The sequence below is a fragment of the Kribbella sp. NPDC031520 genome (assembly GCF_055580825.1).
Genome location: NZ_JBVIKS010000002.1, coordinates 717985 through 741002, shown reverse-complemented (window position 1 = coordinate 741002; position 23018 = coordinate 717985). Strand labels below are relative to the sequence as shown.

Genomic DNA, 23018 nt, shown 5'->3' with positions numbered 1-23018 from the left:
GGGCCGGAGCGGGCTTCCGGCGCCGCACCGACCCCCAGCGGTACTAGGTGAGGCTGGCCACGCCCTTGGGCAGGAAGCGCGTGCCGTTGACCTTCTCGGCGATGCCGGTGCGGTCGAGGTACGGCGTGATGCCGCCCAGGTGGAACGGCCAGCCGGCGCCGAGGAGGAGGCAGAGGTCGATGTCCTGGGCCTCGGCCACCACGCCCTCGTCGAGCATGATCTTGATTTCTTCGGCGAGGGCGGTGAGGACCCGGGTGCGGAGTTCGTCGGGGGTCGACGGCTTGTCGCCTACCGTGACGAGGGCCTCCACCTCCGGGTCGACGACCGGCTTGCCCTCGGGCCAGACGTAGAACGAGCTCTTGCCTGCGGCAACAACCTTCGCCAGGTTCTCCGACACCGCGAACCGGTCCGGGTACGCCCGGTTCATCGTTTCCGCGACGTGCAGCGCGACCGGCAGGCCAACGAGCTGCAGGAGCACGAACGGCGGCATCGGGAGGCCCAGGGCGGAGAGGGCGCGATCGGCTTCGAGGATCGGCGTACCTTCGTCGACCGCTGCGCTGACCTCGCCGAGGAAGCGGGTCAGCAACCGGTTCACCACGAACGCCGGCGCGTCCTTCACCAGTACGCACGACTTCTTCAGCTTCTTGCCGACCGCGAACGCCGTCGCCAGCGACTCGTCGTCGGTACGGTCCGCGCGGATGATCTCGAGCAGCGGCAGCACCGCGACCGGGTTGAAGAAGTGGAACCCGACGACTCGCTCCGGGTGCTCGAGGTCCGCGGCCATCTCGGTGACCGGCAACGACGAGGTGTTGGTGGCCAGGATCGCGTCCGGCCGGACGATCTTCTCCAGGTCGGCGAAGATCGTCTTCTTCAGCTGCAGCTCCTCGAACACGGCCTCGATGACGAAGTCCGCGTCCGCGAACACGCCCTTGTCGACCGACCCGGTGACGAGCGCCTTCAGCTGGTTCGCCTTGTCCGGGCGCACCCGGCCCTTCGCGAGCAGCTTGTCGATCTCACCGTGTACGTACCCGACCCCGCGGTCCACCCGCTCCTGGTCCAGGTCCGTCATGACCACGGGTACTTCGAGCCGCCGCGCGAACAGCAGCGCGAGCTGGCCGGCCATCAGACCGGCACCGACGACGCCGACCTTGTTCACCGGACGTGCGAGGGACTTGTCCGGCGCACCGGCCGGCCGCTTGGCCCGCTTGTTCACCAGGTCGAACGCGTACAGCCCGCTGCGGAGCTCCTCGCTCATGATCAGGTCGGCGAGCGCCTCGTCCTCGGCCGCGAACCCACGATCACGGTCGTTGTCCTTGGCCGCCGCGATCAGCTCCAGGGCACGGTACGGCGCCGGCGCCGCCCCGCTCACCTTGACGTCGGCAAAGCCCTTGCCCCGGGCAACCGCCGCGTCCCACGCCTCGCCGCGGTCGATCTCAGGTCGCTCGACGACGACAGCGCCGGTGAGCACCTTCGACGCCCACAGCAGCGACTGCTCCAGGAAGTCGGCCGACTCCAGCAGTACGTCGCCGATGCCGAGCTTCACGGCCTCCGGCCCGCTGAGCATCTTGTTCTGGTTCAGCGCGTTCTCGACGACGACCTTCACCGCGTTGTCCGCGCCGATCAGGTTCGGCAGCAGGAAGTTGCCGCCCCAGCCCGGGATCAGCCCGAGGAAGACCTCCGGCGTCGACAGCATCCCGGCCGCGACCGACACGGTCCGGTACGCCGCGTGCAGCGCGACCTCGAGCCCCCCGCCGAGCGCCACACCGTTGACGAACGCGAACGACGGCTTGCCGCCGTCGGCCAGCTTCCGCAGCACGCCGTGCCCGATCTTGCCGAGCGCCAGCGCCTGCTCCCGGTCGGTCAGCTTCGGTACGCCGGTCAGGTCCGCGCCCGCGGCCAGGATGAACGGCTTACCGGTGACGCCGATCGCGACGATCTCGTCCCGGGCCAGCGCCGCGTCCAGCGCAGCGTTCAAGGACCCCAGACCCTTGGGCCCGAAGGTGTTCGGCTTGGTGTGGTCGTGTCCATTGTCCAGCGTGATGAGCGCCATCAGACCGGCTTTCCCAGGGAGTACGACGTCCCGTGAGTGCGCGAGCGTGACGATCTCGTCGGTCGACAGCGCCGTCGCGGAGTCGATCACTTCCTGCAGGCTCATGCGGCCGCACCTTCCCAGTTCGGGTTCTCCCAGATGACCGTGCCGCCCATGCCGAGGCCGACGCACATGGTGGTGAGGCCGTATCGGACCTCGGGGCGCTGCTCGAACTGCTTGGCGAGCTGGTTCATCAGCCGGACGCCGGACGACGCCAGCGGGTGGCCGAACGCGATCGCGCCGCCGTACGGGTTGACCCGCGGGTCGTCGTCGGCGATGCCGTAGTGCTCCAGGAACGCCAGCACCTGGACGGCGAACGCCTCGTTCACCTCGAAGGCCTGGATGTCGTCGATGGTCAGCCCGGCGAGCCGCAGCGCCTTCTCGGTCGCGGGGATCGGGCCCTCACCCATCACCTCCGGCTCGACCCCGGCGAACGCGTACGAGACCAGCTTCATCTTCGGGGTCAGCCCGAGTTCCGCGGCCGCCTCGGCCGACGTCAGTACGCACGCGGTCGCGCCGTCGTTGATCCCGGCGGAGTTGCCTGCGGTCACCCGGCCGTGCGGGCGGAACGGGGTCTTCAGCCCGGCCAGGTCCTCGGCCGTGGTGCCCGGCCGCATCGGCTCGTCGGTGCTGACGTAGCCCCAGCCCTGCTCGGCGGAGCGGGTCGCGACCGGAACCAGGTCCGGCTGGATCAGGTCGTTCGCGTACGCCTTGGCCGCCTTCTCCTGGGAGGCGACGGCGTACGCGTCGGCGCGCTCCTTGGTGATGGTCGGGTACCGGTCGTGCAGGTTCTCGGCGGTGGAGCCCATCACCAGCGCGGAGGTGTCGACGAGCTTCTCGGCGATGATCCGCGGGTTCGGGTCGACGCCCTCACCCATCGGGTGCCGGCCCATGTGCTCGACACCGCCGGCGATGACCACGTCGTACGCACCGAACGCGACACCGGCCGCGGTGGTGGTGACGGCGGTCATCGCGCCGGCGCACATCCGGTCGATGGCGTAGCCCGGGGTGGTGTTCGGCAGGCCGGCCAGCAGGGCAGCGGTCCGGCCGATGGTCAGGCCCTGGTCGCCGATCTGGGTGGTGGCCGCGATCGCGACCTCGTCCACGCGCTCCGGGGGGAGACCCGGGTTCCGCCGCAGCAGCTCCCGGATGCACTTGATCACCAGGTCGTCGGCGCGGGTCTCGGCGTACTGGCCCTTGGCCTTGCCGAACGGAGTGCGAACGCCGTCGACGTACACCACGTCGCGGATCTCACGGGGCACGGGGGCCCTCCTTGAAGGTCGGGAAATCTACCCCGATGCTACCGGTCGGTAACAGGACTCCAAAACAACCCGGCCGTGTGCGCCCGCTCACAGGTGAGTTACCCGTGGCAATGCGAGCCGAATCGGCGCATGCTGGACCCAAGGTCCGTGTATCTGGAGTCGTGCCATGAACAATCTTGATTTGGCCGTACCGGTCCTGAGCCGGGGGAAGCACCGCAACCCGCGTAAGGGCGCCTGCTTCATGGAGTTCGCGTCCTACCTGGCCGGCGAGCCGTGGTCGGACCATCCGGCCTGTACGCATCCGCTGCTGGCCGGCGTCGCCCGCGACGTGAACGACTGCACCAGCGATTCAGGACGGTCCCGGCTCGCGCCACTGATTCCGTCCGTGATCGGGTTGACCCCCGACGACCCACACGTCGTCCCGCGGGTCACCGCGCGCTGTATCCAGCACGCGCTGCCGGTCGTCTCGCAGGAACGCCAGTACATCCTCGCCGTCGCGCTGCTGGTGGGGGAGCGGCAGCTCGCCGCCCTCGACGGCCGCCCGCCGGACGACCTCGAACCGGACTCGCTCGCGGTTCTTCAGGCAGTACCGCAGGCCACCAAGTGGGCACGGTCGTTCACCGCCCGCTCGCGTCGCGTCACGCCGGACTTCGCCCGCCGGACGGCGCCGCGCGCGGTCTCGTGCGCGGTCGAGGGCATCTCGCAGGCGTGTGTACCGGATCCGGACGACCGGCTGTACAAGCTGCTGCTCGACGCGATCGACGAGACCAAGGCCTGGATGCCCACGCCCAAGCCCACTGCGGAGAGTGTTCCCACGGAGGCCGTACGCTTCACCGTATGAGCCTGTACGACATTCCGCTGACCACTCTGTCCGGTGCGCCGACCTCCCTCGGTGAGTACAAGGGGAAGGCCGTTCTCGTTGTGAACGTGGCGTCGAAGTGTGGGCTGACGCCGCAGTACGAAGGTCTGGAGAACCTGCAGGAGAAGTACGCGTCGCGCGGCTTCACCGTGCTCGGCGCACCGTGCAACCAGTTCGGCGGCCAGGAGCCCGGGACCGCCGAGGAGATCGAGACCTTCTGCTCGACCACGTACGGCGTCACGTTCCCGATGCTCGGCAAGCTCGAGGTGAACGGCGAGGGCCGGCACCCGCTGTACGACGAGCTCACCCAGACCCCCGATGCCGACGGCGAGGCCGGCGACGTCCAATGGAACTTCGAGAAGTTCCTGCTCAGCCCCGAGGGCACTGTCGCGGCCCGCTTCCGCCCGCGCACCGAGCCGGAGTCGGCCGAGGTCATCACCGCCATCGAGGCGCAACTGCACGCCTGACTCGCACAGATCGCCCGCCGGAGACGGCGGGACTCCACCACCCCACCCCGAGCGAAGCGAGGGGGTGGGTTTTTACTCCACCCCCACCCCGAGCGAAGCGAGGGGTGGGTTTTTCTTGCGGTTCATTGCAACAACTCTTTCGAAAGAGTACTTTCGATGCATGCCGAATCCGCATCGTCGTCTCAGTGACCCCCGTGAGCTCAACGCCCTGGCCCATCCGGTGCGGATGGCGATCATCGAGCTGCTGTCGATCAGCGGACCGCTGACAGCCACCGAGTTGGCCGATCGGCTCGACGAGACGCCGGCGAACTGCTCATGGCACCTGCGGAAGCTTGCGCAGTACGGATTCGTCGTGGAGGCCGAGGGCGGCAAGGGGCGGCAGCGGCCGTGGCAGGTGCCGGGGCTCGGGTTCACCTGGGACAGCGAGCACGCGGTGCCGTCGCTGGAGGAGCGGCGGGCGGCGCAGGCGATGTCCGAGGTGACGCTCGGCCGGGCGATGGACCGGCTGCGGGAGGCTCAGCAGCGCGTGCCCGAGGAGTCCGATGAGTGGCGGGCCGCGCAGAGCAACACCGAGATGGTCGCCTGGCTGACCGCGGACGAGCTCAAGGAGATGAACGACGCGCTCAACGAGGTCCTCGATCGGTACGTCGAGCGGCTGACCGATCCGACGCAGCGGCCCGCGGGCTCCCGGCTCTGCGAGTTCGTCGCCTGGGGCGTGCCGACGTACTTCCCGGGGGTCGATCCGGCATGAGGAAGCTGTTCGCGCAGCCCGGGTTCGGGCGCCTGTTCGGTGGCCTGAGTACGTCGATGCTCGGCGACTCGGTGATGCTGCTGGTGCTGAGCATGTGGGTGAAGACGCTCACCGGCTCGAACGCGCAGGCTGGCCTCACCTTCTTCTTCATGGTGCTGCCCGCCCTCGGCGCACCGCTGCTCGGCGTCTGGGTGGACCGGCTGCCGCGCAAGCGGATCCTTGTCTGGGGCAACTTCGCCAGTGCGGCCGCCGTACTCCCGCTGGTCCTGGTCCGGGACGCGGGCGACGTGTGGGTCATCTGGGTCGTCGCGTTCCTGTACGGCGTCTCGTTCGTGGTACTGCCCGCGGCCGTGAACGGTCTGCTGAAGGAACTGTTGCCGGACGACCTGCTCGTCGACGCGAACTCCAGCCTCGCCACGATCAGGGAGGGCTACCGGCTGTTCGGGCCGCTGGTCGGCGCGGCCGTGTTCGCGTCCGCGGGCGGCTGGCTGGTCGCGGTGATCGACGCGACCACGTTCGCGGTCGCCGGTCTGCTGATCGCGACGATCAAGGTGCGCGAGACCCCGGCCCCGGCGAAGAGCACGTTCCGGGAGGATCTGCTCGGCGGCGTACGGTTCCTGGTCGCCGACCGGGTGCTCCGCAACGTACTCCTCGGGCTGGCGATCTCGATCCTGGTGATCGGGTTCTTCGAGTCGTCGATCTACGCACTGATGGACGCCTTCGGGAAGCCGCCGACGTTCTCCGGCGTCTTCGTGACCTGCCAGGGCGTCGGGGCCGTGATCGGCGGCATGACCGCGAGCCGCACCGTACGGCGCCTGGGGGAGATCGCCACCTGCGCACTCGGCCTGATCGTCCTCGCGGTCGCCACCATCGTCTGCGCCGCCGCACCGTCGATCGCCGTCGTGCTGGTCGGAGCGGGGATCTGTGGCGTCGGGCTGCCGTGGACGTTCGTGGCCCTCACGACGCTGATGCAGCGCCGCTCACCGACCCACCTGATCGGCCGGGTGTCGACCGCGGTCGAGGTGCTGATCTCCACACCCCAGGCCATCTCCCTCGCCCTCGGCAGCCTGCTCGTCAGCCTCCTCAGCTACCGCCAGATCTTCGCGATCATCGCCACGGTGATCCTGATCGGCGCGCTCCGGACACTCGTCACGTTGCGCGGCGAGATCCGCCACGACCTGACCGCCGGCGATCAGCAGGTCGACAGGACGTATACGCCTACTACCTAGCAACCCGAGCGGGAACGATCCGGGTGGATGCCGACAGTGGACGTATACGTCCTGTCGAGCTGCAGCCCTAGTCGAGCGGCTTTGCCGGGGCCTCGGAGGACATGGCGTCGGTGAGGACCTCGGCGGTGAGGGCTATCTGCCAGGGGCGGGCGTGGTGGTCGCGGAGGAATGTGGTGACCACGTCGACGTTCACCTCCGACGGCGGCGACCAGGCCAGCCGGCGGATGGTGTCCGGGGCGAGCAGGTTCTCGGTCGGGAGCCGGTGCGCCTCGGCGATCTCGGCGACCGCGGTCCGGGCGGCCGACAGTCGGGCGGCGGCGTCCGGGTCGCGGTCGGCCCACGCGCGGGCCGGCGGCGGGCCGTCGTACCGCGGGCCCTGCTTCGGGAGCTCGGACTCGGGCAGCTTGCGGGCGTGGTCGACCGCCTCCCACCAGGTCCGCATGTGCCGGTGCGCGCCGCGGCCCTTGAACGCGGTCAGCTTCTGCAGCGCGTCCCGGTCGGCCGGCATCGCCGACGCCGCCTCCACGATCGCCGCGTCCGGCAGGATCCGGCCGGGGGAGATGTCCGCGGACTCCGCGATCTGGTCGCGGGCCTCCCACAGCGCGCGGACCACGGCCAGGCTGCGGCGGTTCCGGACCCGGTGCATGCCCGACGTACGGCGCCACGGGTCCGGTTTCGGCTCCCGCGGCGGAGCCTCGAGGATCGCGGCGAACTCCTGCTCGGCCCACTCCCACTTGCCCGCGCCGCGGAGCTCCTGCTCGATCGCGTTCCGCAGTTCGATCAGCATCTCGACGTCGAGTGCGGCGTACACCAGCCAGGGCGCCGGCAGCGGCCGGGTGGACCAGTCGGCGGCGGAGTGCTCCTTGCGCATCCGGTAGCCGAGTACTTCGCTGACGAGCGAGGCGAGGCCGACCTTCGGGTATCCGAGCAGGCGGCCGGCCAGCTCGGTGTCGAACACCTGCCGGGGCACCATCCCGACCTCGGCCAGGCAGGCCAGGTCCTGGTTGGCGGCGTGGATGATCCACTCGGCGTCGGCGATCGCGTCACCGAGCGCGGACAGATCGCCGAACGGGATCGGGTCGACGAGCGCGGAGCCGGCACCTTCGCGGCGGAGCTGGACCAGGTACGCACGGTGCGAGTAGCGGTAGCCGGACGCGCGCTCGGCGTCGACGGCCACCGGGCCGGTGCCGGAGCGGAAGGCCTCGACCGTGTCGGACAGCACCGCGTCGGTGTCGATCACCTCGGAAAGCCCGTCCCTGAGCTCTAGCAGGGGCAGGTCAGCGGTCGGAGCCTCTGGTGCCGAGGGCTGCGGTTGGTCGGCTGGGCTCATCGGCCCCGCTGACCGCGCCGGGTCGGCATCGCGACCACACCCGGCGGAACGGGCGGCAGGCCGGCCGCCGTACACAGCACCTCGCCCCACGCCTCGGCGTGCGGGGTCACCTCGACCAGGCCACCGGGCCCGGGCACGGGACTCCACGACGCGCGGATCTCGATCTCCGCGGTCGCGTCGTCGTCGGCCATCCCGCCGAAGCTCTCCGATACCACGCGGGTCACGGTACCGCTCGGCGCCAGGAAGTCGGCGCCGCGGTCGGCCAGCGCCTCCATCAGCCAGGTCCAGCCCACGCCGCCGAGCAGCGCGTCGGTCACCATCTCCGGTTCGACGGCGGCGCGCACGTACGCGACACAGCGGAAGGTCGACTGCCAGGCGTCGTTCCCCGCGGGATCGTAGAGGACGACCAGGCGGCCGGTGGCGACATCGTCACCGTCGACCGTCACGTCCGCGCTGACCGCCGCCGCATGCGGTGCGATCCGCTGCGGTGCGGGCATCTCCTCGACGAAAACCTCGGGCCGGAACCGGGCACCTCGTAACTGCGAGACTGCCTCGGCGAACTCCGCGGGTGGCGCGTCGACCTGCTTGCGGGCACCCATGTCGGCAGCCTACGACTGATTACTCACCGCCGCCTGCTTAGACGCGCCGGTGGCTGTGTGTACGGCCGCGGCTGCGGCACGGCAAGGCCCCGAGCCGACTCCGCGGCAGGCTGGGTGGGATCATCGCTGTGTGTCCTCGACCCTGCCCTCGGCCCCGCTCGCCGAGCTCGACCGCTCCGCCTACCTGCTCGCCGCCCGCGGTGAGCGTCCGCCGCACACCCCGGTGTGGTTCATGCGTCAGGCGGGCCGCGCGCTGCCCGAGTACCGCAAGGCCCGCGAGGGCACCTCGATGCTCGAGGCGCTCACCCGGCCCGACCTCGTCGTCGAGATAACGCTGCAGCCGGTCCGCCGTTACGGCGTCGACGCGGCGATCTTCTACTCCGACATCGTGGCGCCGCTGAAGTCGGCCGGTTTCGACATCGACATCAAGCCTGGCGTCGGCCCGGTGGTGGCTGAGCCGATCCGGGACGCGGAGGGGGTCGCACGGGTCCGGCCGGTCACCCCGGCGGACGTGCCGTACACCACCGAGGCCGTGCAGCAGCTCGTCGCCGAGCTCGGCAGTACGCCGCTGATCGGGTTCGCGGGCGCCCCGTTCACGGTCGCGTCGTACCTGGTCGAGGGCGGGCCGAGCAAGGACTTCGCGAAGACCAAGGCGATGATGCACGGCAACCCGGAGCTGTGGCACGCGCTCGCGGACCGGCTCGCCGACGTCGCGATCGCGTACCTCTCGGTCCAGGTGGAGGCCGGTGCGTCGGCGATCCAGCTGTTCGACTCGTGGGCCGGCGGGCTGTCGCCGCGGGACTACGAGCGGTTCGTGCTGCCGCACACCGCGAGGGTGTTCGAGGCGATCAAGCAGTACGACGTACCGCGGGTGCACTTCGGCGTGAACACCGGCGAACTGCTCGGGCTGATGAGCGCGGCCGGCGCGGACGTCGTCGGCGTGGACTGGCGCGTCCCGCTGGACGAGGCGGTCCGGCGGATCGGTACTCCTAAACCGGTGCAGGGCAACCTCGACCCGGCGCTGCTGTTCGCCGGGTGGGACGCGATCGAGCCCGAGATCGACCGGATCCTCGCCGAGGGCAAGGCCGCGCCCGGCCACATCTTCAACCTCGGCCACGGGGTGCCGCCGGACGCGGATCCCGACGTGCTGCGCCGGATCACCGAGTACGTGCAGTCGGCACCTGTACCGGCCCCCGTATCGGCCCATGTACCTGCCTGACCACGGCGTCACTCTGGAGCCGCTGCGCGCGGACCACGCGGACGCCGTACTGGCCTTCGAGCTGGCGAACCGGGACTACTTCGCGTCCTGGATCTGGGATCGCGGCGACGAGTACTTCGCGGACTTCGCCGTCCGGCACGCGGCCCTGCTCGCCGAGCAGGAGGCGGGCGTCTGCCGGTTCCACGTACTCGTCGAAGGCGACGGCGCCGTGGTCGGCCGGGTGAACCTGATCGACCTCGCCGACGGACAGGCCGAGCTGGGCTACCGGATCGCGGAGAAGTGGGCCGGGCGCGGGCTGGCGACAGCCGCGGTGCGGGCGGTCATCGAGCTGGCCCCTGGCTACGGGCTGACCTCGCTGCGGGCCGGCGCCTCTGACCGGAACCCCGCATCGCAGACGATCCTCACCCGGGTCGGGTTCCGGCAGGTCGGCGTCTCGAGCACGGATCTCGGGCCCGGCAAGAAGTACGTACTGGAGGCACTGTGAGCAGGGTCGTGGTGGTCGGTGGCGGGATCAGCGGGCTGGCGGCGGCGTACGCGCTGGTGACCGGGCCGAATCCGCCGCAGGTCACGATCCTCGAAGGCTCACCGCGGCTCGGCGGGAAGCTGGCCGGTGCCGACCTCGAAGGCGTACCGGTCGACCTCGGCGCCGAGTCGGTACTGGCCCGGCGCCCGGAGGCCGTCGACCTGATCAAGGCCGTCGGGCTCGGCGAAGACCTGGTGCATCCGGCCACCACCACGGCCGGGCTGTGGGTCGGCGACCGGATCCGCGCGATCCCGCCGACCGTGATGGGCGTACCGGTCGATCCGTCCGCGACCACCGACGTACTCGGGAAAGCGGCCGCCGAGCAGGTCGCGCACGAGGCAGACCTGCCCGCGCCGGCGCTGACCGAGGACGTCGCGATCGGCCGGTTCGTCGCCGACCGGATGGGGTCCGCGGTCACCGAGAAGCTGGTCGACCCGCTGCTCGGCGGGGTGTACGCCGGGAAGGCCGACGAGATCTCGCTCGCCGCCGCCGTGCCCGACCTGTACGCGAAGCTCCGGACCGCGCCGAGCCTGCTCGCCGCCACCGCCGAGCTCCGCGAACTCGGCCAGAAGCGCGCCGGACAGCCCGTCTTCGCCGGTGTCGTCGGTGGTATCAACCGGATCATCACGGCCCTCGAGCAGGACCTGATCGCCCGCGGCGTGCAGATCCGGACCAAGCTCGCCGTACGGCGGATCACGCGTACCGCCGACGGGTTCGAACTGGAGGCCGGGCCGGTGCCCGCGCCGACGTACCTCACTGCCGACGCGATCGTGGTCGCCGTACCCGCGACGCCAGCGGCCCGGATGCTCGCCGAGGTGGTGCCGACGGCAACGACCGAGCTGGCCGCGATCGAGTACGCGAGCATGGCGATCGTCACGCTCGCGGTCCGCAAGGCCGACTGGCCCGCGGGCGCGACCGGGTCGGGATTCCTCGTCCCGTCGGTGGAGGACCGGACGATCAAGGCCGCGACGTACTCGCACGCCAAGTGGGCCTGGTCCGGGACGGCCGGGGGAGATCTCGCTGTACTGCGGACCTCGGTCGGCCGGATCGGTGAGGAGCATGTGCTGCAGCGCTCGGACGAGGAGCTGGTCCAGCTCGCGGTGTCGGATCTGTCCCAGGCCATCGGGCTGCGGGACGTCGTCGGGTCGCTGGTGACGAGGTGGGGCGGCGGCCTTCCGCAGTACGCCGTGGGGCATCTGGACCGGGTCGACCGGGTGGAGGCGGCCGTGGACGCCGTACCCGGACTGGCCCTGTGCGGTGCCGCGTACCGGGGTGTTGGGATCGCGGCGTGCGTGGCCTCGGGTGCCAAGGCGGCCACCCGGGTGCGCGAGCACCTGAACGCAAGGGAGACAATGAAGTCGTGACTGGTAAGCCGAAGGCCCGTGAGCTGAACGATGTCATCCGCTACACCCTGTGGTCGGTGTTCAAGGTCGAGACCCCGCTCGGGGACGCGGACCGGGACGAGCTGACCGCCGAGCTGAACGACCTGGTCGGGAAGCTGGCGGCCGACGACGTGGTGATCCGCGGGATCTACGACGTCGAGGGTTTCCGGGCCGACGCCGACTTCATGATCTGGTGGCACGCGCCGAGCTCGGACGCGCTGCAGGAGGCGTACCATGCACTCCGCCGGTCGAGGCTGGGCCGGCACCTGGTCCCGGTCTGGTCGCAGTTCGCGCTGCACCGGCCGGCCGAGTTCAACAAGAGCCACATCCCGGCCTTCCTGGCCGACGAGGAACCGCGGGCGTACGTCTGCGTGTACCCGTTCGTCCGGTCCTACGAGTGGTACCTGCTGCCGGACGAGGAGCGCCGGTTCATGCTCGCGGAACACGGCAAGATGGCGCGCGGCTTCCCCGACGTCCGGGCGAACACCGTGGCGGCGTTCGCGCTCGGCGACTACGAGTGGATGCTGGCGTTCGAGGCCGACGAGCTGCACCGGATCGTCGACCTGATGCGGGAGCTGCGCGCGGCGTCGGCGCGCCGGCACACCCGCGAGGAGGTCCCGTTCTACACCGGGAAGCGGACCGAGGTCGCCGACCTGATCGCGAACCTTGTCTAAGGCGTTCCCGGTCCTGTACGTCAGCGACATGCGCCGGGCCGTGGAGTTCTACACCCTGCTCGGGTACCAGCCGACGTACCAGTTCCCGCTCGAGGGCGACCCGCACTACGTCGGCCTCGAGCGCGGCGAGTCGTCGCTCGGGCTGTCCGACGCGAACTGGCCCGAGGCCCAGCTCGGCATCACGGTCGGTACGGCGCCACGCTTCGAGCTGTTCGTGTACGTCGACGACGTCGAGGCCGAGGTGGAACGCTTCCGCGCGGCCGGCCACCCGGTCCTCCAGGAGCCGGCCACGATGCCGTGGGGCGAGCGCCAGGCCTACCTCGCCGACCCCGACGGCAACCCCGTCGCCCTTGCGACGCCGGTTTAAGTACCGGGCTTCTGCAGCAGGTAGTCCTCGGCGCGCATCGACGTCGGGGGCCGGACATCCGCGGGGATCAGCTCGCGCAGGTCGCGTTCGGTGAGCTTGTCCGGGTCGCTCGCGGACAGCCGGGTGGCCTGGTTCGACACGGCCTCCTCGAGCACGTTCCGGATGAACCGGCCGTTACCGAAGCTGTGGCCACGCGGCGCGGGCGGGATCACGCTGCGGACCTTGTCGAGCACTTCCTCGCCGTAGATCATGCCCTTCTGCCGGGCCTGCAGCTCGAAGATCGCGACCAGCTGGTCGGTGTCGTACTCGGCGAACGACAGCAGCTTCGGGAACCGGGACTGCAGACCGGTGTTCGACTCCATGAAGCGCTGCATCTCGCGGTGGTACCCGGCGACGATCACGATGCAGTCGTTGCGGTGGTCCTCCATCATCTTCAGGATCGTCGCGACCGCTTCCAGGCCGTAGTCGCCGGGGGTGTTCTCCGGCGTCAGGCTGTACGCCTCGTCGATGAACAGCACGCCGCCGAGCGCCTCGCGGAACTTCGCCGCGGTCATCGGCGCGGTCGAACCGACCGCGGCGCCGACCAGGTCGGAGCGGTCGACCTCGACCACGTGGCCCTTCTCCAGGACGCCGAGCTGGTGGTAGATCCGGCTGAGCAGCCGCGCGATCGTGGTCTTCGCCGTACCGGGCTTGCCGACGAACACCATGTGCCGGGCGCGCTCGTGGCTGGGCAGACCGAGCTCGGTGCGGCGCAGGTTGGTCTTCACCTCGGCGACCATCTTGCGGACCGCGTCCTTGACCGACTCCAGGCCGATCAGCGAGTCGAGTTCGGCCAGCGGGTCGTCGCTCAGGTCGAGCGGCTTCGGCGGCAGCGGCTCGTTCTCGTCGAAGCTGCTGTCCTCGCCGGCGGGCTCTTCCTTGGCGTCCTTCTTGACGCTGTTCCAGGCGGCCGAGAGCGAGGTGTCCTGCTCGGCCGCGGCGGCGCTCTCGAGGGCGCTCCAGCGTTCCCGGTCGAGCATCCGGAACAGCGTGGTCAGGTCGGGGATCTCCGGCTCCGGCCACGGCTGCTTGGAGAGGACGCCGGACAGGTGTACGCCGACCCGCGCCGCGGCGGCGCCCCACGACCGTGCGAGGACGGACTGACCGTTGCGGATCGCGCGCGACATCCACTGGTTCACGTGGCCGTGCCAGGTGGCGAGGGTGAAGGTGGAGTGGATCTCCTCGAGCGCGTTGTGGACGTCGACGGTCGCCTCGCCGAGGATGTTCGCCACCGACTGCGGGATGCCGCGCAGCCCGGACGCCAGGATCAGCTCGGCCAGCAGCCGGGCGAAGTCGCCGGCGTACTCGTCCGGGCTCACCATCAGCAGCCGCGCGTGGGTGTCGCGGATCGCGTTCAGCGAGTACCGCAGGGCCGCGGTCGGGCCGGCGAGCTCGGGCAGCACGGCGCGCTCGGAGTCCTTGAGCGCGTCGGTACGCCAGTACTTCGCGATCTCGTCGTACTCGCCGGTGACGTGCAGGTGGGTGAGCTCGCGGTCGGCCAGGACGCGGTCGAACGCGGCGGTCAGCGCCGTGGCCCGGGCAGCCATCGGGGGAGCGTCGACGAACAACCGGGCGACGTTGCGGGACAGCTGGAGAGCGTGGTTGCGCCCGTTCTCACGGAAACCGCGCGCACCGGCGATCGCCTGCAGGTGCCAGTCGGTCGGCGCCGCGTAGATCACGTGACCGTTGCCGCCGAGGCGGGACGACGGCCGGTAGAAGTCGCGGGTCAGCTCGGTGGACAGATCGGCGTACTCACCGTGCAGCACCGGGATCCAGCCGCCTAGCAGCGGCGCCACCTGGTGGGTGAACCAGACGGCGGCCGGAGTGCCTTTGACGAAGTCGGGGAAGGCCTCGGGGCGCAGGGGGCGCAGCGCCTCGGGATCGTCGGCCCAGGCCTTGAGCTGGGCCCGGACGCCGGCCACCCAGGCGTCCGGGACCTCCCAGGCTTGATCGGCAGACAGGACGTCGAGAAGGCGCGGTCTGCGGGTGTCGTCAGCCATGGATCCTTTCCGCCCCGTCCGGGTTGGCTCGGGGCGGTCCAGTCTACTGGGACAAGGCGTTCAGCCAGGCTGCTCCGTTCGGTGAGCCGACGCCGGTCACGTCGTCGTAACCGGGGCGTACGTGAATCGTCAGCCCGGAGTCGAAGTCCAGGGTGCGAAGGCTGACGAAGGTGCCACCGGAGGCGTCGACGCCGTTGCTGTAGTTGTTGCGGACCACCGCGACCGGTGCCGTCGGCGGGACGATGTCGTGGTACGCCGAGCTGCCGGCCTTCGAGTACAGCAGCGGGTTCGCGAAGCCGATGTCGTGCCCGGCGTTCTGCTGGGCGATGGCCATCAGGCCCGCGTAGACCGGCGAGGACAGGCTGGTGCCGCCGATCCGGTACTCGCTGTACCTCGACGTCCCGTCCGGGAACGCCTGGGTCTGGCCGACCAGGTAGCCGGTGTTCGGGTCGCCGATCGCGGCCACATCCGGCACCGTCCGCATCGGCTGCGGCCGGGTGCCGTGAGCGGTCGCGATGGCGGTCGGCACCACGCCCTTCTGGTACGCCGGCTGGACGAACAGCCGGCTGGTGCCACCGCCGGAGCCACCGGTGTAGTTTCCGGGCGGAGTCGGCGACCAGGCGCCACCGGACAGGTCGGAGCGGCCGGTCTCCCAACCGGTCTCGAACAGGTAGTTGCCAGCGGCACCGACGGCCAGCGCGGTCCCGCCGACCGCGGTCACCCACGGGCTGACGGCGGGCCAGTCCGGCGTCGCCTTGCTCGCGTTCGCCGGGTTGCCGCCGGTGTGGTCACCGGAGTCGCCGGAGGAGAAGTACACGCCGATACCGGTGGCGGCGGCCTCGATCAGGGTGTCGTTCATCGGCTTGACGTAGCCGGTCGGCAGCAGTTCGGTCGGGAAGCCGTACGAGTTCGTCACGATCGACGCCAGGTGCTGGTCGACGACGTGGTTCATCGCGGCGTCGAGGTCCTGGTAGTTGTTCGGCGCGCCGACGTACACGATCTTGGCGCCGGGTGCCACACCGTGGACGGCCTCGACGTCGAGCGTCTCCTCGCCGTACCAGCCCTGCGGGTCCTGGCGGGAGTTCTGCGGCCGGTTGAACACGCCCGGCGGGGTGACCTGGCTGAAGGTGGAGCCGGTCAGCTTCGGCAGACCGTGCCGGGCCGAGTACTCGTTGACGTCCGCAACGATCGTCGGCGAGGCGTACGCGTCGATGATCGCGACCGTCTGGCCGGTGCCGTCGTTGCCGGAGGCCACGGCACCCGCCACGCCGTACGCGCTGCGGAGCTGTGCCGGGGTGTGGCCGCAGACCGCCCACGGGTTCGGGTGGCCGTACGCGACCGGCACCGTGGTGCCGTCCGGGGTCGGGGTGTTGGCGGTGTCCTTCTGGTTCCAGTACGCCGAGCACGGTGGCGCGTTCACGAAGGCCGGCGACGGCGTCGCGTCAGGGGACTGGGCGTACGGGGTGACCAGTGCCGACGACTCGTCCAGGCCGACGACCGCGGTGATCGAGGACGGCAGCGTCGACGGGACCGACAGCTCCGACTCCGGCGCCCGCAGGGTCTGGCCGGCGACCTTGTAGACGCCGAACTTGGCGCCGAACGCGGCCGCGGCCTGCGCTACCGTGCCTTCGGCCTGCACATAGCGGTTGTTGCCCGGCGTGACGCCGATGTCGAAGCCCGCCTTGCGCAACCACTGCTGGACTGCCGACACGTCGGACGCCGACGGCGCGTACTGGGTGCGGAACTTCGCCGCGCTCACGTACTTCCCGTAGCTCGCCGAGCCGGGGGTGGACACCGCGGTGGCCAGCGCCTCCGCGCCGCCGGCATCGCGCCAACCCAGATAGACCCGGAACCCGACATTGTCCGAACCGGCCGACTCACCGACCTTGGCGGCGGCCGTGGCCCAGGGCGGGACGCTCCCGGCCAGGCCGTGCCGCCCTGATGGAGCGGCCGATGCGGACTGCGTCCACACCAGCGCTCCTGCTACCAGTACCGCTGCTACGCCGACGACTGCCGCGCGCGACCTGATGTCCGCCACTTGTTGCCTCCTGCAAAGATGCCGTGCACACGGCCTTCAGTGCCCCCGAGAGACCTTTGGCTCAAGGTAGCCCTGAGTCAGGCGGACCACCAGTACCTGGTCACTCGGGCTGGAGGGTGAGGCTGATGCTGTTGATGCAGTAGCGGAGGTCGGTGGGCGTGCCGTAGCCCTCGCCTTCGAAGACGTGGCCGAGGTGGGAGCCGCAGTTGGCGCAGCGGACCTCGACACGCTTCATGCCGAGGGTCGAGTCCTCGATGTACTGGACGCGATCCTCGGCGAGCGGGGCGAAGAAGGAGGGCCAGCCGCAGTGCGAGTCGAACTTGGTCTCACTCCGGAACAGCTCGGCGTCGCAGGCGCGGCACTTGTAGACGCCGACCGTCTTGGTGTCGGTGTACTCGCCGACGAACGGCCGCTCGGTGCCGGCCTGGCGCAGGACGTGGAACTCGGCGGGGGAGAGCTGCGCCTTCCACTCCGCGTCGGACTTCTGGACGGCGTACTGCTTGGTGTCATCTGTCACTTCACCAGTATCGGTCGCCCGGACGCGAAAACCCCGTCCGGGCGACCGACGTAACACTCCGGTTAGCGCACCCAGGACGGCAGCGGGATCAGTTTCACCACCTGCGGGTCGTGGTCGGAGATCTGGTCCGGGAACTCCGCGTTCATGTGCACCACGTCGTACGACGACGCCGGGCGGAGGTTCTGCGAGATCAGGATCTGGTCCAGGATCTGGCTGTTCCCCTCGAACACGTAGCTGTACCGCTCCGGCAACGGCAGCGTCCGGGGCAGGTCGATCAGCGCGGTCTTGCCCGAACCGACCAGGATGTCGGCGGTCTGCGACCAGTCGAAGTCGTTCAGGTCACCCAGTACGACGATGTTCGCGCCCTGGTCCTTCGCCAGGATCTGGTCCACGAACCCGCGCACCACGGCGGCCTGCTCGTGCCGCTTCGGGGCGCTGGACTGTACCGGCGGCTGGAACCGGCCCCACAGCGGGTCGTCGCCGCCCTTGGAGCTGAAGTGGTTCACGACCACGAACACGGTCTGCCCGTGCCACTTGAACTCGCCCGCCAGCGGGACCCGGGTGGCGGCCCAGGCCGGGTTGGCCGGGTCGACCCGCCCGGGCGAGGAGCTCAGGTGCGGCCGCCCCGCGGCGTCGGTGACGATCGTGGTCGCGGTCGTCGAGCCGCCACCCGGCGTGTCGACGAACTTCAGCGGCTTGTCGGTCCGGTACAGGAACGCGACCCGGATGTTGCCGCCCGGCTCGCCGCCCTCGGCGTTGTTCACCGGGTCGATCTCCCGCCACGCGTACTGCGGGCCGCCCGCCTTCACGATCGCCGCGGTCAGCAGGTTCAGCGTCTTGTCCGCGGCCGTCGTACCGGAGTTGACCGCGCCGTCGTTGTCCTGCACCTCTTCGAGCCCGACGATGTCGGGCGCCGCGAGGTTGTGCACGACGGCCTGCGCGAGCCCGTCGAACTTGGCGTCGCCGTCGGACGGGTCCAGGTTCTCCACGTTGAACGTCGCCACCGACAGCTGCACTGACGAGGAGGCCTTGGTGACCTCGCGCGTGACCCCGCCGTCGACCACGGTCGGCGTCGTGGTCGGCAGGAACTTGAAGTTCCCGAACGAGTAGTCGACGACGCCCGTGACGGTTCCGGCGAGCTTGTCGCCGGTCTTCGCGTCCGGGATCGGCGTCAGAACGTCGTCCAGCAGGATCCGCTCCGGGTTGGAGTCGGTCTTCTGCAGCAGGATCCCGCCGCGCACCGTACGTACGCCGGAACCAGCAGGTACGACGGACAGCTCCCGGAACGAGCTGGTCGGACCGGTGACCTCCGGCTGGTCGATACCGATCCACATGCCCTCGAGCGACTCCCAGAAGTCGAGGCCGTCGTTCGCGGGGTCGAACGCGGTGCTGGTCTTCTCGACGTCACCGTTGGAGTCGTCGTCGATCACGGTCGACGGCGGCACTCGTCCGCCAGGGCCGACGATCGTCGGGGCCGGTACGGCGGCCGTCCCGGTGACGGTGATCTTGGCGTTGGTCAGCTCGGTGGTGGTCAGGTTCGTCGTACCGCCGGAGCCGCCCGGGCGGAACTCGGCGACCGTGCCCTCGACATTCAGCGCGTCCCCGACCGACACCGTCGGCGCGGAGCTGGTGAAGACGAAAACACCTTCGCTGGTGGCCGGGTTGTCGTCCGGCTGCGTGTCCTGGAACCAGAACCCGCTGCTGCTCTTCGCCGTCACCACTCCGGTGACGTTGCCGACCCGCTTGCCCTCCAGCGGCGAGCGGTGCGCGGCGCCCTGGATGTCGTGGATCTTCGCGTCCACGGGCGGCTGGGCCGGACCACCGGTCAGCGTGCCCGGCGACGGGTTGCCCGCGACGAAGTCCGCGCTGTTGTTGTCGGTGTCCTGCTTCGGGTTCGACCGGGCGGCCGAGGTCGTGTTCGACAGGCCCGGCGCCGGCGCGGTCTCGGAGTCGTTCGCCGTACCGAAGCCGACGTAGTCGCGGACCGCCGGGTCGGCGTGGCAGGCGGAACCGCAGGCGAGTGCGGTCTGGTTGGTGACCAGGGCAACCTTGCCGGCTGTCGCCGACATCGGGATCGTCCCGGTCACGTCCGGCGTCGGCATCGGCTGGCCGTTCGCGCCGCCGCCCTCCTGGACCAGGTACGCGGCGCCCGGCGCGATGCTGCCGGTCAGCTTCGTCACCTGCCACGTCGTACCGGCAGCGGACGCGTACTGGATCGACCAGCCGCTCACGTCGACCGGCGCGGAGCTGTTGTTGGTCAGCTCGACGAAGTCGTTGGTGTACGGCGCTCCGCTGTTGCCGCCACCGCCGTACACCTCTGTGATCACCACATCGGTGGAGGCGGCGTCAGCAGACCGGGCCACGAAAGCGGCGGCGCCGGCCAGTACGAGACTCGACGTGACCACGAGAACGCCCAGGCGGCGCCGCGGTCGGATCAGGGCAGACATGGCCCGGATTCTCACACCGTCACGAGGTCGTTCCAAGGTCCAACACATGAACACCCGGTGCGTACCGCAAAGGCACGGGTGATCATGCACGCAACTCCAGCAGCCGGTACACCTCGACGGGCTCGGCCTTTCCTTTGAGACTGACCAGTCCGAGTGACTCGGTACGCGCCTGCGGCAGCAGCGCCTTCGTCCCCGGCCCGATCGCGACCCCGCCACCCGGGGCCGCACCCTCGATCCGGGACGCGACGTTCACCGTGTCACCGATGACGGTGTGGGTCCGGCCGCCCTCCGTCCCGAGCAGGCTGACCGACGCGATCCCGCTGTTGATCCCGACCCGGAACTGCGGCCAGTTGGGATGTGCCGCCCGGACGGCGGTCGCGGCCTCCTGCAGCGCGAGCCCGGCCGCGGCGGCGAGAGCCGCGTGATCCGGCTGGTCGCCGCGCTTGTTGAACGTGACCATCAGCGCGTCCCCGATGATCCGGTCGACGTCGCCGCCGTGCCGGCGGACCACGGGCGGGACGACGACCTCGAAGTACGTGTTGAGCATCGCCGTGACCTCGGCCGGGTCGTGCTGCTCCGAGAACGTCGTGAACCCCTGCAGGTCGGCGAACAGCACGCTCAGCTCCCGGCGTCCCGACACGGTGTCCGCCTGGTAGAGGTCGGCGAACCGTTCCTCGTACCACTGGATCCGCACCCCGGCCACGACCAGGACGAACGCGGTCAGCAACAGCGCATGCCACTCCCACCACGACAGCGCCCAGTTCCGGGCGAACACCAGCGCGATCATCGCCTCGCCGAGCAGCACGAACGCGGAGATCATCGACAGCACCATCAACGACGGTCGCGCCCACCAGATCCGCAGGTAGCGAGCCGCCGCGACGCCGTACAGCAGGACCGCGGGTACGGCGAGGCCCCGCAGGATGCCGTCGGCGACCTCGGGGACGGACGTCGCCTGCAACGGCGGCAGCCGCAGTACGGACGCCACTGCCCACAAGGCCATCAGCACCAGCAACGCGGCTCGCAGGCGTCGTCCCCAGGCGGTGCCGGAGACGGTCAGGCTGGACAGGAACGCGAACACCGATGCCAGCGCCACACCCACCGGCGTCGCGAGGGTGAAGCCGGCGTTGGGGGTGTCGAGCAGGACCTTCGGGGTCGCCAGTGCGTGCAGGCCGAGGAACCCGGCCGCGGACAAGAAGGCCAGCGACACGAACAGCACCCGTGCGTCACCGCGGCGCAGCGCGGCAGCACCTGTCAGATACGCCAGTACGGCGCCCAGCGTCGCCGTGGCCAGTACCAGCCAGAAGTGCGTCGGATGGTGCTCCCAGTGCAGGTCGAGCCGCGGTTTCTCCAACAGCAACACCAGGCCCGCGATCGGAACCAGCAGGACGAGCGCGGTCAGCCCGACCATGGCGGGCGTGTAGACGAACCGCCGCCGCTCAGGCATCCGGCGTGACCTTGAGGTGGGTGTGGATCTGGGAGACCACGACCGACCCTTCGCCGACCGCGGACGCCACCCGCTTGACGGATCCGGACCGGACGTCGCCGATCGAGAACAACCCGGGAAGCGTGGTCTCGTACGGCTGCGGGGGCCGGCTCTCGTTCCAGAGCGGGTTCACGCCCGCGTCGGAGCCGGTGAGTACGAACCCGAGCTTGTCCCGCGCGACCTCGGCCGGCAGCCAGCTGGTCCCCGGTACCGCACCGATCATCACGAACAGCCCGTCGATCGGCAGGTTCTCCTCGGCACCGGTCTTCCGGTCCCGGAGCGTCAGCCGCTGCAGCCGCCCGTCGCCGGCACCGTCGACCACCTCGCTGGACGCCCGTACCGTGACGTTGCCCGCGGCATCGATCGCGTCGATGAGGTACTGCGACATGCTCGCCGACAGGTCCTCGCCCCGGATCACCAGCAGCACCTGCCGGCAGTACCGGGCCAGGTGCAGCACCGCCTGCCCGGCCGAGTTGCCGCCGCCGACCACGCAGGCGTCCCGGTCCTTCAGGCCGTGCGCCTCCGACACACTCGCGCCGTAGTACACGCCGTTCCCGACCAGCCGCTCGAGCGACGGTACGTCGAGCCGCCGGTACGAGACGCCGGTCGCGAGCACGACCGCCCGTGCCGTGACCTCACCCACGTCGTCGATCACGGCACGGAACCGGCCGTCGCGCCGCTCCAGCTTCCCGACGGTCCGCATCAGCACGAAGTGGGCGCCGAACACCCACGCCTGCTGGTACCCGCGCTGGGCCAGTTCCGAGCCGCGGATACCACGGGAGAACCCCAGGTAGTTCCGGATCAGCGAACTCGTCCCTGCCTGCCCGCCGATCGACTCCCGCTCCACCACCAGCGTCCGCAGCCCCTCGGACGATCCGTAGACCGCCGCCGCGAGCCCACCGGGTCCGGCCCCGATCACCAGCACGTCGAACGCGGGGTCGTCGGACTCCAGCGTCGTCGGCACCCCCCACGCCTCCGCGATCTCCGCATCGGTCGGATCATGCAGCACGGCGCCGCCGACGGCCGGCATCCAGACCAGCACCCCCGCACCGGGATCAGGCTCGCCGACGAACTCCAGTACCTCGTTCGCCTGCGCCGAGCCACTCTCCCGGAACGCGCTCGGGATGCCGTTGCGGGCCAGCAGACTGCGTACCGCCTGACCACGGACCGAGTTGCCGGCCGCGACCACGACCACCTCACGCAGGTTCGCGACCTCGTACCGCGACCACTCCTGGACGAACTCCGCGACGGTCCGGTGGAACAGTTCGTCATGCGCGGTCCACGGCTTGAGCACGTAATAGTTGATGTCGCCGACCGCCATCGCGGACAGGATCGCGGACGCCGTCGTACGGTCGGCCCACGCGCCCCACTCGATCAGCAGCGCCCGGCGCGCGTCGGGATGCATCGTCCGCGACGCTGCGAGGATCCCGGCCCGCTCGTCGTCCGGGAGCGCGTGGTCGACGAGCACGACGGCGACCCGCTGCCCCCACTCGTGCGCCCGTCGCAGGCAGTCGAGAGCAGCCGCGGCCGTCAGCTCGCCGCGGACCCGGAAGTCCGCGCCGAACCCGCGGTCCAGCTCTGTCTCGCACCGCTCCAGACGCTCCGGGTCAGCGTCGACGACGAGCAGCACCGGCCTGGCCGCATGCAGCCTTGGCCTTCCCCCGGGTTCCCCACCCATGTTTGTGACGGTAGGTCCACCCAAACCGCCTGGCAATGTGCAAAGCGTTTGTTCGCCGGGTCCTG

The 23018-nt window shown here is 70.3% G+C and carries 19 protein-coding genes; 9 read left to right on the top strand and 10 right to left on the bottom strand.

Translation table 11 applies throughout. The features are described 5' to 3' along the window. Positions 1-43: 43 nt before the first annotated feature. Positions 44-2155, bottom strand: coding sequence for a 3-hydroxyacyl-CoA dehydrogenase NAD-binding domain-containing protein (locus ACZ5BU_RS12270; protein ID WP_465698109.1), 2112 nt, complete (start codon positions 2153-2155; stop codon positions 44-46). Beyond that, positions 2152-3351: a thiolase family protein gene (locus tag ACZ5BU_RS12265; protein WP_465698107.1), complete on the bottom strand. Its 1200-nt coding sequence runs from the start codon at positions 3349-3351 to the stop codon at positions 2152-2154. Before ACZ5BU_RS12265 ends, ACZ5BU_RS12270 begins: the two co-directional genes overlap by 4 nt. Before the next feature lie 166 nt (positions 3352-3517). Between ACZ5BU_RS12265 and ACZ5BU_RS12260 the strand changes: the two genes are divergently transcribed. The 4 genes from ACZ5BU_RS12260 (at position 3518) to ACZ5BU_RS12245 (ending at position 6657) form a co-directional block, all read left to right on the top strand. After that, on the top strand, positions 3518-4192 hold the full coding sequence (locus ACZ5BU_RS12260) for a hypothetical protein (RefSeq protein ID WP_465698106.1): 675 nt from the start codon (positions 3518-3520) through the stop codon (positions 4190-4192). Then, the gene (locus tag ACZ5BU_RS12255) at positions 4189-4677 is read left to right on the top strand and encodes a glutathione peroxidase (RefSeq protein ID WP_465698104.1); all 489 of its coding nucleotides are present in this window, start codon (positions 4189-4191) and stop codon (positions 4675-4677) included. Before ACZ5BU_RS12260 ends, ACZ5BU_RS12255 begins: the two co-directional genes overlap by 4 nt. 160 nt (positions 4678-4837) lie before the next feature. After that, positions 4838-5428 (top strand): winged helix-turn-helix domain-containing protein, encoded by a 591-nt coding sequence (locus ACZ5BU_RS12250; RefSeq protein ID WP_465698102.1) that lies wholly within the window; start codon positions 4838-4840, stop codon positions 5426-5428. After that, positions 5425-6657 carry an MFS transporter gene (locus ACZ5BU_RS12245; RefSeq protein WP_465698100.1) on the top strand — a complete coding sequence of 411 codons (1233 nt, stop codon included), beginning with the start codon at positions 5425-5427 and terminating at the stop codon, positions 6655-6657. The genes ACZ5BU_RS12250 and ACZ5BU_RS12245 overlap by 4 nt, the downstream gene beginning before the upstream one ends. A gap of 67 nt (positions 6658-6724) precedes the next feature. On the opposite strand, the gene ACZ5BU_RS12240 is transcribed toward ACZ5BU_RS12245, so the two are convergent. Both ACZ5BU_RS12240 and ACZ5BU_RS12235 read right to left on the bottom strand, forming a co-directional pair. Beyond that, a complete protein-coding gene (locus tag ACZ5BU_RS12240) occupies positions 6725-7987 on the bottom strand; it encodes a ribonuclease D (protein WP_465698098.1) in 1263 nt (420 codons plus the stop codon). Then, the gene (locus ACZ5BU_RS12235; RefSeq protein WP_465698096.1) at positions 7984-8586 is read right to left on the bottom strand and encodes a DUF3000 domain-containing protein; all 603 of its coding nucleotides are present in this window, start codon (positions 8584-8586) and stop codon (positions 7984-7986) included. Before ACZ5BU_RS12235 ends, ACZ5BU_RS12240 begins: the two co-directional genes overlap by 4 nt. A 130-nt stretch (positions 8587-8716) precedes the next feature. Between ACZ5BU_RS12235 and hemE the strand changes: the two genes are divergently transcribed. From hemE to ACZ5BU_RS12210, 5 genes are read left to right on the top strand one after another with little or no spacing between them, the layout of a single operon-like run. Beyond that, on the top strand, positions 8717-9805 hold the full coding sequence (gene hemE, locus ACZ5BU_RS12230; protein ID WP_465698094.1) for a uroporphyrinogen decarboxylase: 1089 nt from the start codon (positions 8717-8719) through the stop codon (positions 9803-9805). Beyond that, positions 9792-10289 carry a GNAT family N-acetyltransferase gene (locus ACZ5BU_RS12225; protein ID WP_465698092.1) on the top strand — a complete coding sequence of 166 codons (498 nt, stop codon included), beginning with the start codon at positions 9792-9794 and terminating at the stop codon, positions 10287-10289. The genes hemE and ACZ5BU_RS12225 overlap by 14 nt, the downstream gene beginning before the upstream one ends. After that, complete coding sequence (hemG, locus tag ACZ5BU_RS12220; RefSeq protein ID WP_465698090.1) at positions 10286-11692, top strand: protoporphyrinogen oxidase; 1407 nt, start codon at positions 10286-10288, stop codon at positions 11690-11692. Before ACZ5BU_RS12225 ends, hemG begins: the two co-directional genes overlap by 4 nt. Continuing rightward, complete coding sequence (gene hemQ, locus ACZ5BU_RS12215; RefSeq protein WP_465698088.1) at positions 11689-12384, top strand: hydrogen peroxide-dependent heme synthase; 696 nt, start codon at positions 11689-11691, stop codon at positions 12382-12384. The genes hemG and hemQ overlap by 4 nt, the downstream gene beginning before the upstream one ends. After that, positions 12377-12751 carry a VOC family protein gene (locus tag ACZ5BU_RS12210; RefSeq protein WP_465698086.1) on the top strand — a complete coding sequence of 125 codons (375 nt, stop codon included), beginning with the start codon at positions 12377-12379 and terminating at the stop codon, positions 12749-12751. The genes hemQ and ACZ5BU_RS12210 overlap by 8 nt, the downstream gene beginning before the upstream one ends. Here the strand turns inward: ACZ5BU_RS12210 and ACZ5BU_RS12205 are convergent. From ACZ5BU_RS12205 to ACZ5BU_RS12180, 6 genes are all read right to left on the bottom strand, one after another. Continuing rightward, entirely contained in the window at positions 12748-14790 is a 2043-nt protein-coding gene (locus tag ACZ5BU_RS12205) for an AAA family ATPase (RefSeq protein WP_465698084.1), read from the bottom strand. The two genes, ACZ5BU_RS12210 and ACZ5BU_RS12205, sit on opposite strands and share 4 nt — an antisense overlap. A gap of 43 nt (positions 14791-14833) precedes the next feature. Beyond that, positions 14834-16828 (bottom strand): S53 family peptidase, encoded by a 1995-nt coding sequence (locus tag ACZ5BU_RS12200; RefSeq protein WP_465698082.1) that lies wholly within the window; start codon positions 16826-16828, stop codon positions 14834-14836. A gap of 100 nt (positions 16829-16928) precedes the next feature. Beyond that, positions 16929-17345 carry a peptide-methionine (R)-S-oxide reductase MsrB gene (msrB, locus tag ACZ5BU_RS12195; protein ID WP_465698080.1) on the bottom strand — a complete coding sequence of 139 codons (417 nt, stop codon included), beginning with the start codon at positions 17343-17345 and terminating at the stop codon, positions 16929-16931. A gap of 62 nt (positions 17346-17407) precedes the next feature. Next, a complete protein-coding gene (locus ACZ5BU_RS12190) occupies positions 17408-19792 on the bottom strand; it encodes a lamin tail domain-containing protein (RefSeq protein WP_465698078.1) in 2385 nt (794 codons plus the stop codon). 82 nt (positions 19793-19874) lie between these two features. Further along, positions 19875-21236: an adenylate/guanylate cyclase domain-containing protein gene (locus ACZ5BU_RS12185; protein WP_465698076.1), complete on the bottom strand. Its 1362-nt coding sequence runs from the start codon at positions 21234-21236 to the stop codon at positions 19875-19877. After that, entirely contained in the window at positions 21229-22953 is a 1725-nt protein-coding gene (locus ACZ5BU_RS12180; protein WP_465698074.1) for an NAD(P)/FAD-dependent oxidoreductase, read from the bottom strand. The genes ACZ5BU_RS12185 and ACZ5BU_RS12180 overlap by 8 nt, the downstream gene beginning before the upstream one ends. Between the last annotated feature and the right edge of the window lie 65 nt (positions 22954-23018).